Here is a 16,281-nt window from a genome sequence, read left to right as displayed (position 1 = left end):
ATGATCATGACTCGCTGGTTTAATATTGCAGGTCCCTGTAACCCTAAAAAAAACTATACACTCTCAACCACCAGTCGTTTACCCGACTTATCAATGTTAATTGAACAAGAAAGTTATTTTGTCCTTCATGCACCACGACAAACAGGGAAAACCACCGCCATGTTATCCCTAGCACAGCAACTTACTGATACAGGAAATTATCTAGCAGTAATGGTATCAGTAGAAGTAGGAAGTGCATTTAATCATGATCCCAGTGCAGCAGAATTAGCGATTTTGGGAACTTGGTATGATACTATTTCCATACGTTTACCCAAAGAATTTCAACCACCTGTTAAACAATGGCAACAGGAAGAACCAGGAAGTAGAATTAAAACTTTTTTATCAGGTTGGGCAAAAGCTATAAATCGTCCTTTAATATTATTTATAGATGAAATTGATTCTTTACAAGACCAAACATTAATTTCAGTTTTACGACAATTAAGAGATGGTTTTCCTAACCGTCCCGAAAATTTTCCCTCATCTGTAGGATTAATTGGTTTACGAGATGTGCGAGATTATAAAGTTGCATCTGGTGGTAGTGATAGACTAAATACATCTAGTCCTTTTAATATTAAAGTTGCTTCTCTGACTATGAGAAATTTTAATATTGAAGAAGTGGGAGAATTATATCAACAACATACAGCAGCAACAGGACAAATTTTCACACCAGAAGCTATAGAAACAGCATTTGATTTAACCCAAGGACAACCTTGGTTAGTGAATGCTTTAGCTAAAGAAATTGTAGAAAAAATGGTTAAAGATAGAAGTATTGCTATTACAAAAGAAGATATTTTAAAAGCTAAGGAAATATTAATTACTCGTCAAGATACTCATTTAGATAGTTTAGCTGAAAAACTCAGGGAAAAACGAGTTAAAAACATTATTGAACCAATTTTAGCAGGGCAAACCTTACCCGATACTCTAGCAGATGATCGCCAATATTTAATAGATTTAGGATTATTGCGACGTGATCCAATGGGGGGATTGGTTATTTCTAATCCGATTTATCGTGAAGTTATTCCCCGTGTTTTAGTACAAGGAACTCAGGATAGTTTACCTCTGATTAGTCCTAGTTGGTTGACTCCCAAAGGTGAATTAAATCCTGATGCTTTATTAACTGCATTTCTCAAGTTTTGGCGACAACATGGAGAACCTTTATTAAGTAGTGCTGCTTATCATGAAATTGCACCACATATTGTATTAATGGCTTTTTTACATCGTGTGGTTAATGGTGGTGGAATGTTAGAAAGGGAATATGCAATTGGTAGTGATAGAATGGATTTATGTCTGCGTTATAAAGATGTAATTTTAGGTATTGAGTTAAAGGTATGGCGGGATAAAAAACGCGATCCGCAAGCTGATGGTATTGAACAATTAGAATCCTATTTAGGGCGTTTGGGGTTGGATTTTGGTTGGTTATTTGTGTTTGATAGGAGGAAAAATGCCCTACCAATGGAAGAGCGTTTATCAACTGAGGTGGTGGTGACAGAAAATCAACGTAGAATTACTGTGATTAGGGCGTGAGTATTATATTCAGGACTTACGCAACTGGCACATTGGTGGGGTGTGGTTCGACAAGCTCACCAACCACGTCAGACAGTATAAATCATGTAAATAACCAAATTGTTGATATCTGACGCACCCACTCAACAGATTTTTTAGTGTGATGCTGGATTAGAGTATGAAATGGAAAAGTTACAAAAATGAAAATCTTACTCTTGTGTACCTGGAGTGCCTCTGCGTGAAACTTTCATCATACCCCAACTCAGCAACACCGTTTTTTTTTAAATTAAGAAGTTATTTTAAATCCAACAAACCCAAATCTTTCAATTTAGGATTAAACTTAATTTCAGTATGGACACCTCTAGCTTTTAAAACTTGACAAATTTCCTCCTCTACTCGTCTAGCCACATTTTTTAAAACCTTACTTTTGGCTAAATCATCAATTGCTATCTCATAGTTGTTTCTTTCGGTTTCTGTCATTAATAGAGTGACATTAATAGGATCATGCCATTTTTCTTTATCCTGAGCATTACCTTGAGGAATTGTACCATTTTCCTCGATCCACATTTTGGTAATATCTTCTAAAATGCTACGATTAGGACGTTCAATAACGACAAATTTCAACCAGTAACACTTTTCAGGTAAACGAACTAAATGCTGTTTTAAGCTGAGATAAACATCACGAGAATAACCAATAAATTCTAGATGTTTATCTTGATTGAAAATAGCATAAACACCAATTTTCTTTTCTAATTCTCTGAGTAAATTTCCTGAACTATCAATATAGGGGAAATATTCTAAACTTGCTAAGGTTGGTGGATTTGTTGTTATAGTAGTCATCAAAGTTGGTGATTGGTAATTGGTAATTGGTAATTGGTAATTGGTAATTGGTGAAAACAAATTACCAATTACCCATTGTCCATTTTATTTACTCATCCTCTTCAAAATCATCATCACCTTCATCATCACCCTCATCATCCACATCATCATCAAAATCTTCATCAGCCAGATCAGCAATTTCATCAGCAATCAAATCATCATCATCAATTACTGCACGTTGATTTTGAATACCATAACCATCACCTATCTTGCCAAATCCTGATTCTGCTAAATCATTTTCTAAACTATATAACTTAGCAGTACGGTCATCCAAAACCATATCTAAAGGATCATCGGCCTCATCCAACACACCAGCGCCCATATCTAACGCATAATCTTCCATTGCTCCCGGTTCCTCAAAGGTATTGTAACCCGTACCAGCTGGTATTAACCGTCCAATAATCACATTCTCCTTCAAACCACGCAACCAGTCAGACTTACCTTCTATTGCTGCTTCTGTCAATACCCTAGTTGTTTCTTGGAAAGAAGCTGCTGAGATGAAACTGTCGGTATTTAATGATGCTTTGGTAATTCCTAATAACATTGGTGTATATTGCGCTCTTGCACCACCAGTAATGGACATTGCCTCATTTACCTGTTCCACTTGGCGTAATTCTACCAACTCCCCAGGTAACATTGTTGTATCGCCACCATCATCAATACGTACCTTATTCGTCATCTGACGCACAATTACTTCAATGTGTTTATCAGAAATATCAATCCCTTGAGACTGATAGACCATTTGTACCTCATTGACTAAGAAAGTTTGTACTTTCTGTAAAGCGTAACTAGCACAGGCGTAAACACCATCATCTCCTGTTTCATCATTAGGTACAGCACCTAAACTAAAGAATATCTCCAGTATCTCGTGGGGGTTACAAGGTCCATCTGTTAAAGGTTGGCCTACAGCTACCGTACTACCATCAGGTACAATTAAATTTTGTCCTGGACCTAATGGATAATCGCTCACCGCGCCATTACTTTCAATTACCTTCACAGAATAGGCTTCACGTAGTACTGATGTTACATCATCTCCATCACCATATACCACCTTCACTTCTCCGCCCCGTCTAGCTAATATACAGGCTTCTTTGGGTTTACGTGCTTCTAATAGTTCTTCAATTCGTGGTAAACCTTGAATAATATCTCCAGTTTTCGCCCGTTCAAATACCAATAGCACCAAGTTATCGCCTCGTTGTACCAAATCCCCATCTTCTACCTGCAATACTGCACCAGGGCTAACTCGATATGGACGGCCAACACGCAAGGTTACTGTATATTGGTGATTCGTAATTTGTGATTCGTAATTGGTAACTCCTAACTCCTGACTCTTAACCTCAATTACCTGTCCTGACTCTATGGCAACAACACCCTCAGCTATTTCGCCACCTTCGACTACCAAATCTCCCACCTTGACTCTAGGAACAACAGGAGATTCTACCCTTACCAAATCATCATCACGCAGAATCAAACAACGTCTAACCGTTTCTGCACCCTTTTGAATACCCTGCACTACCCCAGCTTCTTTACATAAAATCTGAGTTCTCGCTACCACCGCACCAGCACCAATTTGATCCCCATCCTGCACTTCTAAGTTAGTTTGGGTACTTCCTTGAGTCGCATCCGCAGCAATATCTCGACGCATCACCAAAGACTCTAAAATCACCAATTGCAATCTTTGAATCTCTGGACTCTCAGGATCATTAATTAACTCAATATCTGCTGCTAAAGGTGAAGCACCATGTTCTTCAGCATCTTGCCCAATCTCTAATATCAACTGCGTCCGTAATAACTCCACCCCTTCCACAGATTTAACCCGTTCTGAATCTTTATAGGGAATGCGTTGTACTGCCCGTAATTCAATAGAACGACTGGTATTTTGACTCACAGCAGTAGTAGAAGGTACATCAGGAATGGTCGGAACCGCAAACTCTACCACTGGCCGACTTAATAATGCCGGTCCTTCTGGTGTATCTACATATTGGATATACCGCAATTCTGTCACTGTTGTTCCCTGTAAATCTTCCCCAGGTTGGACAAAGGTATCATTCCTTTCCATCGCTGTCTCAGGATCATCCACCATCAACAATTCCCCAGGTTTAATCACAATCTCCCTAAGAATATCGTTCTTTTGGGTAATCTCTATCACTCCTCCAGATTGACAGAAAATATCTTTAACTACTTCTGTACCTGACTCCACGTATTGTCCATCTTCCACTAACAATAAAGATATATCTTTATTGACTTCATGGGTTTCCTCTGGTATCCACAGTAAGGTTCCTCCCTGTACCACTTCATAACCCAGTTTTGCCTTACCTTTTTTCTGTACCTCTACTCCAGCAAATTTCAAAAATCCCCCAGTGGTGGTGCGATAACGATCATCTATCAATTCCGCTACTACCTGACCATTTTGTACTTTAGATCCTGGAGTTGCGCGTAAATGAAACTCTTGGTTATTAGTAGTAGTAATTAAATAGCTATTGCGTCCTTGACTACCTTGTACTGTCACCGTAGCCTCTTCTAAAACTACTGAAGCAGTAATAATGTAAATTTCTCTAGTAGCCTTACCTGGAATTACTTCAGGACAACGCACTATACCACCATGCACAGAAGTCAGCTTAGTTTCTGCTAAAACTCCATTAGCAGCTACATGGTCCCCATTTCCTACTACTAATTCTGCACCCGGTGGTAAATTATACACATCCCCTGACAAAATCCAAATTAGACCGCCTCTGGAAGCTGTGGTAGTGGTATTGCCCTGTCTATCTGTTTTCTGTTCGGCTACTACTTCTGCAAATTTTACCTCACCTGCCAAATCAGAAGCTACATCTTTAACTGCTTTTTCTGTGTTTGCTTTGGCTGTTCTACCTCCTAATGCTACTTCGGCAATTAACTCTCCTGCTATCACTTTCTGTCCATCACCTACATACAGCGTAGAACCTTGGGTAACTTGAATCTCTTGACTCAAAAGTTTAGTTTCCCCGGCTACGGTTAAACTACCATTAGCTTCTACATAAAAAGCATCTTCACCATGACGAGTACGGAAGGGACGAATACGCAATTTGCGCGGTATATTCACGATACCAGCCACTTGCGATCGCACCTGCTGTGCTACCTCCCCGGTAAACACACCCCCAGTGTGGAAAGTCCGCATGGTTAACTGTGTCCCTGGTTCACCAATACTTTGAGCAGCGATAATTCCCACTGCTTCGCCTAAGTCTACCATCTTGGCGTGGGCTAAACTCCAACCATAGCAATGCTGACATACAGAACGCGCTGCTTCACAGGTTAAGGGAGAACGTACTATTACCTCCTTAACTCCTGCCTTTTGAATAGCGATCGCCAAATCATCATCTATGGGAGTATTACGCAAAGCAATAACTTCCTTAGTCTCAGGATGCAGCACATCTTCTGCCACTACCCGCCCCATCAAACGAGTAGCCAACTTAATCAAAGTTTTATTACCCTCGGTCATTGCCCGCATACTAATCCCTCTATTAGTACCGCAGTCAAACTCCCGAATAATCACATCTTGGGATACATCAACCAAACGACGGGTTAAATATCCTGAGTCTGCGGTGCGTAATGCCGTATCTACTAAGCCCTTTCTCGCACCATAACTAGAGATAATATATTCTGTTACCGTCAGACCCTCGCGGAAATTAGTTTTAATAGGTAGATCAATAATTTCCCCTTGAGGATCTGCCATCAAACCGCGCATACCCACCAACTGACGCACCTGGGAAATATTACCTCGTGCACCAGAAAAAGCCATCATGTATACAGAGTTAAGAGGATTAGTTTTTTTGAAATGCGCCACCACCTCATCTTTAAGCGATTCAGAAGTACTATTCCAGGTATCAATTACCTTTTGGAAGCGTTCAACCTCCGTAATTTCCCCACGTTGATATTTTTCTTCAGTGGCACGAATTTCCTCTTCTGCTGCTTCTAGCAGTTCTTTTTTAGATGGTGGAACCATCAAATCATCCACACTAATAGATACACCTGCCCTAGTAGCATAACGGAAACCCAGATCCTTGAGTTTATCTGCCATAATAGCAGTTCTAGCAGTTCCATAGTGGGTAAAAGACCAAGCAATTAAGTCTCTAAGTTTACCTTTGTTAACAACGAGATTACGAAAAACTGGTTTAGTCATATATATTGGTAATTGGTAATTGGTAATTAGTGAAATATAATTCTCCCTGCTGTCTACTTACGCTTCGATCGCTTCCTGAATAGCCTTGTTATAAATTGCTCTACCAGGAGTAGTGTAGATATACTGAGAAATTAAATTGCCATTAGCATCTTCTCGCACACGACGATACTTATAAATCAATGTCCGACTAATTAACTTCCCTTGAGCATCTTTATCTTCTATTACCTCTAGCGGTTCTGTATCTGGTTCATTATTCTCCACATCACCATCAAACCGCACATAGACATAACTATGTAAATCAACCTGATCCTGTTGATATGCCATAATTACATCATCCAAAGATGAAAAATACTTTCCCTTACCCTTTGTTGCATTGGGATTATCAGCAGTTAAATAATATGCTCCTAGCACCATATCTTGACTAGGTGTCACAATAGGTCTGCCAGTAGCAGGACTGAGAATATTATTACAAGCTAACATTAATAATCGTGCTTCTGCTTGACTTTCTAAAGATAAAGGAACGTGAACCGCCATTTGATCCCCGTCAAAATCTGCATTAAATGCTGGACATACTAAAGGATGTAATTGAATAGCTCTACCCTCCACTAAAATCGGTTCAAAAGCTTGAATACCCAATCTATGCAAAGTTGGAGCGCGGTTTAACATCACCGGATGTCCGTCTATTACTTCTTCCAAAACATCCCAAATAGACGCATCATTGCGAGAAATCAGCTTCTTAGCGGCTTTGATATTATTGACCATTCCCGAACGAATTAACTTATTAATCACAAAAGGTTGGAATAACTCAATAGCCATTTCTCTGGGTAATCCACATTGGTGAATTTGCAACTTTGGACCCACCACAATTACAGAACGTCCAGAATAGTCTACCCGCTTACCTAAGAGATTTTGTCGGAAGCGTCCCTGTTTACCCTCAATAATATCTGACAGAGACTTTAAAGGACGATTATTTGCCCCGACCACAGTACGTCCACGTCGACCATTATCAATTAAAGCATCCACCGCTTCTTGCAACATCCGTTTTTCATTACGGACAATAATTTCAGGAGCGAGAATTTCCTGCAACCTAGCTAAACGGTTATTGCGGTTAATTACCCGACGGTATAAATCATTCAAATCACTAGTAGCAAACCTACCGCCATCTAACTGTACCATTGGTCGCAAATCAGGTGGAATGACAGGAATCACTTCCATCACCATCCATTCTGGCTTAGAACCAGTGGCAATAAAATTATCTATCACCCGCAGACGTTTAATTAACTTTGCCCGTTTTTGTCCTTTAGCTCCGCCAATTTCTTCCCGGAGTTTTTCCGCTTCCTCTTCTAAGTTAATATCAGCCAAAAGTCGTAATAAAGCCTCCGCACCAATACCCACCTCCACACCAACTAGGTCTGAATCTTCACTATAAATCTGGTCTTCTAACTCTAGCCATTGATCTTCAGTCAATAACTGCTTGTAGGTAAGACTAGCAGCATTACCGGGAGCGAGGACGCAGTAGGCATTAAAATAAACAATTTGCTCCACATCTCGTAAAGGCATATCTAGGAGGATAGCGATATAACTAGGAATACCCTTGAGATACCATACATGGGCAACAGGAGCGGCCAATTTAATAAAACCCATTCTATGACGACGGACGCGGGACTCTGTAACTTCCACACCGCAGCGTTCACAGACAATACCTCTATGACGTACTCTTTTATATTTACCGCAGTGACATTCCCAGTCTTTAGCCGGTCCAAAAATGCGTTCACAGAATAAACCATCCATTTCCGGTTTGAGAGTGCGGTAATTGATAGTTTCTGGTTTAGTCACTTCGCCAACTACTTGGCCATTAGGTAAAGTACGTTCTCCCCATTGACGAATACGGGTAGGAGATGCTAAACCGATTTTTACGTAGTCAAACTGATTAGATTGGGGGGATCTCATAATAATTGGTGATTAGTGATTGGTGATTGGTGATTGGTAATTGGTATATCAATAACCAGTTACCAATTAAGTGTTTTACTCGTCCTCGTCGAGGGACTCACGAGAGAAAGACTCATAAGTAGGACGAGAGGGCGTACGCCTGGAAAGTTGATCAGCCATTAAATCAACTTCCACATCAAGAGAACTACCATCGCTTTGAGTTTCTACTTTATGCACGGCTATGTCTAAGCCTAATGATTGTAATTCTCGCATTAACACCTTGAAAGACTCCGGTGTACCAGGGCGAGGTATAGCTTTACCCTTAACAATGGCATTCAGTGCTTCATTTCTACCCTGCATATCATCAGACTTAACCGTGAGTAGTTCCTGCAACGTATAAGCTGCTCCGAAGGCTTCCAAAGCCCATACCTCCATTTCCCCAAACCTTTGACCACCTTGTTGTGCTTTACCGCCCAGAGGTTGCTGCGTCACTAGAGAATAGGGACCTGTGGAGCGGGCGTGAATTTTATCATCTACTAAATGCACTAGTTTCAACATATAGGCCACACCTACAGTTACAGGACGATCAAAAGGTTCTCCTGTACGCCCGTCATATACCATGACTTTACCAGGATCGTCGGGATTATATACCCAATCTTTACTTGTTTCATCCCTAGCTTCCTGCAACTTACCGTGGACAATGCGGCGAGACGATTCTTCTCCGTACATCTCATCAAAGGGTGTAATTTTAAACCGCACTCCTAAGTTATGACCTGCCCAACCTAATAAACATTCAAATACTTGTCCCACGTTCATACGACTGGGTACGCCCAAGGGGTTAAGCACGATATCCACTGGAGAGCCATCTGCTAAATAAGGCATATCTTCGGCGGGGAGGATACGGGAAATAATACCTTTGTTACCATGTCTTCCTGCCATTTTGTCGCCTACTTGGATTTTCCGCTTTTGGGCAACATATACCCGTACTACCATATTTGCACCAGGTGGTAATTCATCTCCCTGTTCTCTGGTAAATAAGCGTACATCCACAACCCGACCTTTTTCACCATTGGGAACACGTAGAGAGTTATCGCGCACATCGCGGGCTTTTTCACCGAATATCGCTCGCAGCAATTTCTCTTCTGGTGGTTGATCTGATTCTCCTTTGGGGGTAACTTTACCTACAAGAATATCACCTGCTTCTACCCACGCGCCAATACGGATAATACCTTGTTCATCTAAATGTCTGAGGGCATCTTCACCAACGTTGGGTATTTCTCTAGTAATTTCTTCTGGACCAAGTTTGGTTTGTCTAGCTTCGATTTCAAATTTTTCTACGTGGATGGATGTGTATATATCTTCTTGCACTAAGCGCTCGTTGATCAGGATAGCATCTTCATAGTTGTAGCCTTCCCAGGGCATATAGGCGACAATAATGTTTTGCCCTAAAGCTAATTCACCACCTTCTGTAGATGAACCATCGGCTAATACCTGTCCTGCTACCACTTTTTCACCAATTCTCACTAGGGGCTTTTGGTTTAAGCAGGTGTCTTGGTTAGAGCGTTGATATTTAGATAGGTAATATGTAATTTCTTCTGGTTTACTTCCTATTACCTCTTGTATGTCTTCTCCACTGTTACCTGTTCCTTGTAGTCTGTCACCTAGTTTATGACTCACTCTAACTCGGATCTCTGTAGCATCTACATATACTACATCACCATCGGTACGGGAAACAATAACCATTCCTGAGTCTCTAGCAGCTTGAGCTTCTAAACCTGTTCCTACTAAGGGTCTTTCAGGCTTGAGTAATGGTACTGCTTGCCGTTGCATATTTGATCCCATGAGGGCGCGGTTGGCATCATCATGTTCCAAGAAGGGAATCATGCTGGTAGCTACTGAGACAATTTGTACTGGGGATACAGCTACGTAGTCTACTTGTTCTGGGGAGGTGGTGGTCCAGTCTTGGCGATAGCGCACGGGTACGACTGGTCCTTTGATGTAGCCATTTTCATCTAGTGGTACGTCACCAGTGGCTGTTCTCAGATCGTCTTCTTCGTCGGCAGTCATGTAAACCGGAGGTACGTTAAAGAGAACTTTACCGTTTTCTACTGGTCTAAATGGTGTTTCTAGAAATCCATACTGGTTAACTCTGGCATGGGTAGCTAATGAACCAATTAACCCAGCATTTGGTCCTTCCGGTGTTTCAATGGGGCATATCCGTCCGTAATGACTAGGATGAATATCTCGCACGGCAAAACCCGCTCTCTCTCTGGTTAAACCACCAGGACCTAAAGCACTTAAACGGCGTTTATGGGTTAATTCGGCTAAGGGGTTGGTTTGATCCATGAACTGACTTAGCTGGCTTGAACCAAAAAACTCTTTGATGGCTGCTACTAAGGGTTTAGGGTTGACTAAGGATGCTGGTGTCAAAGATTCGGCATCAGATACTGTCATTCTTTCCCGAATGATTCTCTCTAAACGATTTAAGCCTACTCTGACTTGGTTTTGCAATAGTTCGCCTACGCTTCTCACTCGGCGATTTCCGAGGTGATCAATGTCATCAATACTACCTATGTCATATTCTAGGTTGATCAAATAATCAATGGCTGCAAGAATGTCTCCTGATGTCAGAACTCTTAAAGTATCAGGAGCGGACAGACGGAGCTTTTTATTGAGTTTATAACGCCCCACTTTGCCTAAGTCGTAACGCTTGGGATCGAAAAAGCGTGAGTCTAATAATTGTTGTCCACCTAATACGGTTGGTGGTTCACCCGGCCGTAATTTGCGGTATAATTCCATCAGTGCTTCTTCTTCAGAAAATTGCCCTTCTTTTTCGATGGTTTTCTGAAAGTACTCTGGATGTCTTAAGGCATCAAAAATTTCGTTGTCTGATAAACCTAGTGCTTTTAGTAGTACCTGGGCTGATAGTTTCCGGGTTTTATCTATTCTTACCCACACTAAGTCGTTACGATCTGTTTCAAATTTCAGCCAAGCCCCCCGATTAGGTATTAAGCTGGCGGAATAGGTACGTCTCCCGTTTTTGTCAATTTCTGATTTGTAATATACTCCTGGAGAACGCACGATTTGATTAACTATAACTCGTTCTGCTCCGTTAATAATAAACGTGCCTCTATCTGTCATTAAGGGCAGATCACCTATAAATACTTCGTTTTCTTTAATATCTCCTGTCTCTTTGTTCAATAGACGAGTAGGTACATACATCTGTACTGCATAGGTGCTATCTCTACGCTTTGCTTCTTCAACACTGTATTTAGGTTCTTTTAGTTTATAATTTTGTCCTAAAAAATGTAGTTCTAATTTGCCAGTGTAGTCTGTGATAGGACTAAATGAGTTAAGCTCTTCTATTAACCCTTCTTCTAAAAACCAGCGAAAGCTAGAACGCTGAATTTCAATTAAGTCGGGTAATAAAAAGGCGGATTCCATATATTTTTCGTTAGTCATGCCTGTACCTTTCTCAACCTGGTTAAACTTAATGTAATATGGGTGCGGAGTGCGAAGTAAACATTACCGATCTTGACTCCTTATGAAATATCTCACAGAACAATGAATTACAGTATGTAGAAGATATTTATTTCTTGATTTTTCGCTTGTTGTTAATTTTGGATTAGAAGTGACATCATCTAAAATCTAAGACTTAAACAAGATTCAAAATCGTTTAACACCTCACCTATACTGATAAAAAATTGCCAAAACTGGGTATTTTGCAGTTTGGCTTGGTGAAAATTTGCATTTTGATATGTTTATGGGTTTATTCACGGCTTAATTTCTTTTAATTCATTTAAGGAGTTTATATAGGTTTGATACAGATCCGTTACTGTTGTCAAAATCTGGAAAATGTTGTGAGAATAATTTTGAAAGTGTTGATTTAGCCAAGGTTGCCAAGGATGATGATCTATAGAGAGCATTTTTTTTGTAGAGTTTGAGGTAGGTTGGCAGACGGTTGGTATTCCAGTTTTTATGGAGGTTTTGATGTTTTGTTCCCTTATCATTATGGCGCAAGCTAAATGTTTTGCAGGGAACAATCTTAGCACATTTTTATTCTCCTGAGTTGTATTTCCCTAAACTGGTTATTTTACCACAATTTTTTGTTACTTTGTTAATTAATGAATAAATCTAAAATTTTAGATTTATTTTAGATTGATCATCAATCTGTAAGATTAAACAGTTGATAAGCATTTTGGGTAGTTTGTTGAGCGATGGTTTCTACACTTTCGCCTCTAATCTTGGCTATTTGTTGTGCAATGTAAAGCACGTTAGCTGGTTCGTTACGTTTTTCTCCTCTTTTCGGTACGGGTGATAAAAATGGGCAGTCTGTTTCTATGAGTAAGCGATCGCTCTTTACCATTGCTGCTGATGCTTGAATAGGTTTGGCACTTTTAAAGGTGACTGTACCACTAAAACTGATATAAAACCCCAAGTCCACAAACCACTGGGTTTCTTCTGGTGTTCCTCCCCAACAGTGCATCACCCCGCGCAGTTTTTCCCCATGTTTTTCCCGCCATTCTGTTAATATGTCTCTGACTGCTATAGCTGCATCACGACAATGAATGATCACGGGTAGGTTTAATTCACAAGCAATATCCAATTGCGCTGTAAATACTATTTGCTGTTGCTCATAGTTTTCTGCTTTGTAATAATCAAGCCCCATTTCACCTATAGCTACTACTTTAGGATCAGATTTAGCCAATTTTGTAATTTCTAATGCTGTATCTGGTTTCCATAAATGAGCATCCAAGGGATGCAGCCCCACAGCAAAACTAATTTCTGGAAACTGTTTAGCTATGGCTTGAATACTCACAAACTCTTGGGGATGAACACAGGAATGTACTAATTTAACCACTCCTACTTTTTGCCAACGCGATCGCACTGTGGCTAAGTCTTGTTGAAATGTGTCAAAATTTAGATGTACGTGGGTATCTATTAGCTGCATGATAGGAGTCAGGAGTTTGATGAGTCAGGAGTTCCAGGAGTCAGAATTAAAGTTAAAGAATGTAAACTTTTGACTTTTCTCTACTCCCTGGCAGACGATAAACTAGATATTGAGAGGTTTTAACTTACTAGCTAATCTTGCTTTTTTACGAGCACCATTGTTAGGATGGAGAACACCACGCTTAACAGCCTTATCAATTTTGCTGTAAGCCTCAGACATTTTCGCAGCCACATCATCCTTAAGTTCAGTGCTAGGGTTAGCCTTGTAAGCATCTACAGCACTCAGGTATTTTTTCATCAGCGTTTTCACGGCTGACTTATATGATTTGTTACGCAGCCTGTTGCGTTCAGCAATTTGGGCGCGTTTAAGAGCAGATTTGTTATTCGCCACAGTAATTCCAGAAAAGACTATTAATTATGTACACACACTACTAGATTTATTACTATAGCATTGTTCTTGTCAATGGTAAATTAAAAATTAAAAATTAAATTTGGCGATTGGTGATTGGTGATTGGTAAATTGGCTCAAATATAATTCTCCTGACTGCTGATAGCTGAGTGCTGACTCCCTTCTTGGATAATTGGATAAATTGATGTATCACAAAAATTCAGGTTAAGCTAGAAGAGAGAACTAGAGTCAGTTGTCTACCGCCAATCGGAAATACGCTTTCCTAAGTTCTCATACAGAAAACTACACATTTTGGCATTGTCTTTACTCCATGCTGCGAATTATTACTCAGCAATCAGATGTCAGGTCTGAAATCCAACGCATTTGCGAGCGTACTCAAGATGAACAGGTACTTCACAAAGAAGCAACAGTGCGAGAAGTGTTGCAAGCCGTGAAGCGCCAAGGTGATAAAGCTGTAATCCATTATACAGCAGAATTTGATCAACAGATATGGACACCGGAAGAATTGAGGGTAACAGGTTCGGAACTGGATGCGGCGTACCAACAGGTATCAAACGATTTACTCCAATCTATCCGCCTTGCTTGTGAAAAAATAGAGGCTTTTCATCGTCAAAGAGTGCCTAAAAGTTGGGTGCATTTTGCTGACGATGAGGTGGTGTTAGGGAAAAGGTATACTCCAGTGGACAGGGCTGGTTTATATATACCTGGTGGTAGGGCTTGTTATCCTAGCACTGTGCTAATGAATGCTATTCCAGCTAAGGTAGCAGGTGTACCACGCATTGTCATGGTAACTCCAGCCAGGGATGGTAAAATCAATCCTGCGGTGTTGGTGGCTGCCCAAGAGGCGGGAATAAACGAAATCTACCGTGTGGGAGGGGCGCAGGCGATCGCTGCTTTAGCCTATGGCACCGAAACTATTCCCAAGGTTAATGTAATTACAGGTCCTGGTAATATTTATGTCACTTTAGCAAAAAAACTAGTGTATGGGACAGTGGGTATTGATTCTTTGGCAGGTCCTAGTGAAGTGCTAGTAATTGCTGATGAATCAGCTAATCCTGTTTATGTGGCTACAGATTTGTTAGCTCAAGCTGAACATGATCCAATGGCTGCCGCTATTTTAATAACAACAGATGTAAGTTTAGCAAAGCAAGTACAAATTGCTGTAGATAAACAGTTGGCGGATCATCCTCGGAGAATTGATACCGAAAAAGCGATCGCTCACTATGGTTTAATTGTGGTGGTAGAATCTTTAGAAGCGGCAGCAGAACTGTCTAATCAATTTGCACCTGAACACTTAGAACTGGAAGTTAAAGATCCTTGGTCTTTAATAAACCATATTCGTCATGCGGGGGCAATATTTTTAGGTAGTTCCACTCCTGAAGCTGTGGGAGACTATTTAGCCGGTCCTAATCATACTTTACCCACTTCTGGTGCTGCTCGTTATGCTTCAGCTTTAGGTGTAGAAACTTTCTTAAAACATTCAAGCATTATTCAATATTCTCAAACTGCTTTAGAAAAAGTAGCTTATGCTATTGATGTTTTAGCAACTACAGAAGGCTTGCCTTCTCATGCTGATTCTGTTAAGCGTAGAGTTGAGAAGTATGATAATTAAATTGTAGACACATCGGAAGAAACTAAAATTTTAGGAAAATACGAAAATGTGAAAATTTGATATAATATATCTCCTAGTCTGTAAATGCAATTTCTCATGACTTGTGATCAATTACTAGTCATTGGTTTGATAATTGATAATTTACAGAGGAAAATCTCTTTGGAGACGAGAGCGGTGCTAAATACTATTTTGGTAGCCTTGGATGGCTCGGATATTGCAGAGCGAGTCATTCAGGCTTTAGATGATTTGGTGTTATCACCAAAGAGTAAAATTGTTCTTTGTCACGTAGTTTCTACAACCGCAAAAACAGAACAACCAGCAGATCGCCCTCTATCAGATTCCTCCACATTTTCTTATTTGCAGATTGAAAAACAACTAGTAGCATACCAGGCTAGTTTACCATATCAAAGTGAGTTAGAATTAGTTACGGGTGATCCCGCCCAAGAGATTATTCGTTTAGCAAATATTTATCAAGCTGATTTAATCTTAATGGGAAATAGAGGTTTAACAGGGATGAAACGCATTGTTGATGGTTCCGTAAGCAGTCAAGTGATGGAGGAAGCTCATTGTTCTGTTTTGGTGGTAAAACATAGTGGTTAGGAATTAGCGGTCAGCACATACCTGATTTTATCGTTGTGATAGTCAATTTTAAATTTCATTTCTGCCCATCATGCCCCTTAATGCCTATTTTCTAGTTTTGATTCCATAATTAGTAATTGGTAATATTATAAGTTTTTGTCAATGCTTGTTAACGCTTATGACTATTTGTTAATTAACATTAACAAATAGTCATAAAAATTGTAA

At 40.2% G+C, this 16,281-nt stretch carries 9 protein-coding genes; 3 read left to right on the top strand and 6 right to left on the bottom strand.

Going from position 1 to position 16,281, the window contains the following annotated elements; all coding sequences use genetic code 11:
• The first annotated feature begins 6 nt into the window (after positions 1 to 6).
• On the top strand, positions 7 to 1,563 hold the full coding sequence (locus H6F32_RS08305) for an AAA family ATPase (protein WP_190368877.1): 1,557 nt from the start codon (positions 7 to 9) through the stop codon (positions 1,561 to 1,563).
• Positions 1,564 to 1,836: 273 nt separating this feature from the next.
• On the opposite strand, the gene H6F32_RS08300 is transcribed toward H6F32_RS08305, so the two are convergent.
• From H6F32_RS08300 to rpsT, 6 genes are all read right to left on the bottom strand, one after another.
• A complete protein-coding gene (locus H6F32_RS08300; protein ID WP_190368859.1) occupies positions 1,837 to 2,382 on the bottom strand; it encodes a GIY-YIG nuclease family protein in 546 nt (181 codons plus the stop codon).
• Positions 2,383 to 2,470: 88 nt separating this feature from the next.
• A complete protein-coding gene (locus tag H6F32_RS08295; RefSeq protein WP_190368858.1) occupies positions 2,471 to 6,577 on the bottom strand; it encodes a DNA-directed RNA polymerase subunit beta'' in 4,107 nt (1,368 codons plus the stop codon).
• Between the two features lie 57 nt (positions 6,578 to 6,634).
• Positions 6,635 to 8,527, bottom strand: coding sequence for a DNA-directed RNA polymerase subunit gamma (locus tag H6F32_RS08290; RefSeq protein ID WP_190368857.1), 1,893 nt, complete (start codon positions 8,525 to 8,527; stop codon positions 6,635 to 6,637).
• 75 nt (positions 8,528 to 8,602) lie between these two features.
• On the bottom strand, positions 8,603 to 11,968 hold the full coding sequence (rpoB, locus tag H6F32_RS08285; protein ID WP_190368856.1) for a DNA-directed RNA polymerase subunit beta: 3,366 nt from the start codon (positions 11,966 to 11,968) through the stop codon (positions 8,603 to 8,605).
• 703 nt (positions 11,969 to 12,671) lie between these two features.
• Positions 12,672 to 13,457, bottom strand: coding sequence for a TatD family hydrolase (locus H6F32_RS08280; protein WP_190368855.1), 786 nt, complete (start codon positions 13,455 to 13,457; stop codon positions 12,672 to 12,674).
• Positions 13,458 to 13,559: 102 nt separating this feature from the next.
• Positions 13,560 to 13,847: a 30S ribosomal protein S20 gene (gene rpsT, locus H6F32_RS08275; RefSeq protein ID WP_190368854.1), complete on the bottom strand. Its 288-nt coding sequence runs from the start codon at positions 13,845 to 13,847 to the stop codon at positions 13,560 to 13,562.
• Between the two features lie 328 nt (positions 13,848 to 14,175).
• Between rpsT and hisD the strand changes: the two genes are divergently transcribed.
• Both hisD and H6F32_RS08265 read left to right on the top strand, forming a co-directional pair.
• Positions 14,176 to 15,477, top strand: coding sequence for a histidinol dehydrogenase (gene hisD, locus H6F32_RS08270; RefSeq protein ID WP_190368876.1), 1,302 nt, complete (start codon positions 14,176 to 14,178; stop codon positions 15,475 to 15,477).
• 174 nt (positions 15,478 to 15,651) lie between these two features.
• The gene (locus H6F32_RS08265; protein WP_190368875.1) at positions 15,652 to 16,077 is read left to right on the top strand and encodes a universal stress protein; all 426 of its coding nucleotides are present in this window, start codon (positions 15,652 to 15,654) and stop codon (positions 16,075 to 16,077) included.
• Positions 16,078 to 16,281 lie beyond the last annotated feature (204 nt).

The organism is Anabaena sp. FACHB-1237, assembly GCF_014696225.1.
In the GTDB taxonomy this organism is placed as follows: domain Bacteria; phylum Cyanobacteriota; class Cyanobacteriia; order Cyanobacteriales; family Nostocaceae; genus FACHB-1237.
This window is presented reverse-complemented; position numbering and strand designations above follow the sequence as displayed.

What these genes read in the sequence shown, in the direction of transcription:
- H6F32_RS08305 (WP_190368877.1), top strand. Translation starts at nt 7, where the DNA reads ATGACTCGCTGGTTTAATATTGCAGGTCCCTGTAACCCTAAAAAAAAC.
- H6F32_RS08300 (WP_190368859.1), bottom strand. Translation starts at nt 2,382, where the DNA reads ATGACTACTATAACAACAAATCCACCAACCTTAGCAAGTTTAGAATAT.
- H6F32_RS08295 (WP_190368858.1), bottom strand. Translation starts at nt 6,577, where the DNA reads ATGACTAAACCAGTTTTTCGTAATCTCGTTGTTAACAAAGGTAAACTT.
- H6F32_RS08290 (WP_190368857.1), bottom strand. Translation starts at nt 8,527, where the DNA reads ATGAGATCCCCCCAATCTAATCAGTTTGACTACGTAAAAATCGGTTTA.
- rpoB (WP_190368856.1), bottom strand. Translation starts at nt 11,968, where the DNA reads ATGACTAACGAAAAATATATGGAATCCGCCTTTTTATTACCCGACTTA.
- H6F32_RS08280 (WP_190368855.1), bottom strand. Translation starts at nt 13,457, where the DNA reads ATGCAGCTAATAGATACCCACGTACATCTAAATTTTGACACATTTCAA.
- hisD (WP_190368876.1), top strand. Translation starts at nt 14,176, where the DNA reads ATGCTGCGAATTATTACTCAGCAATCAGATGTCAGGTCTGAAATCCAA.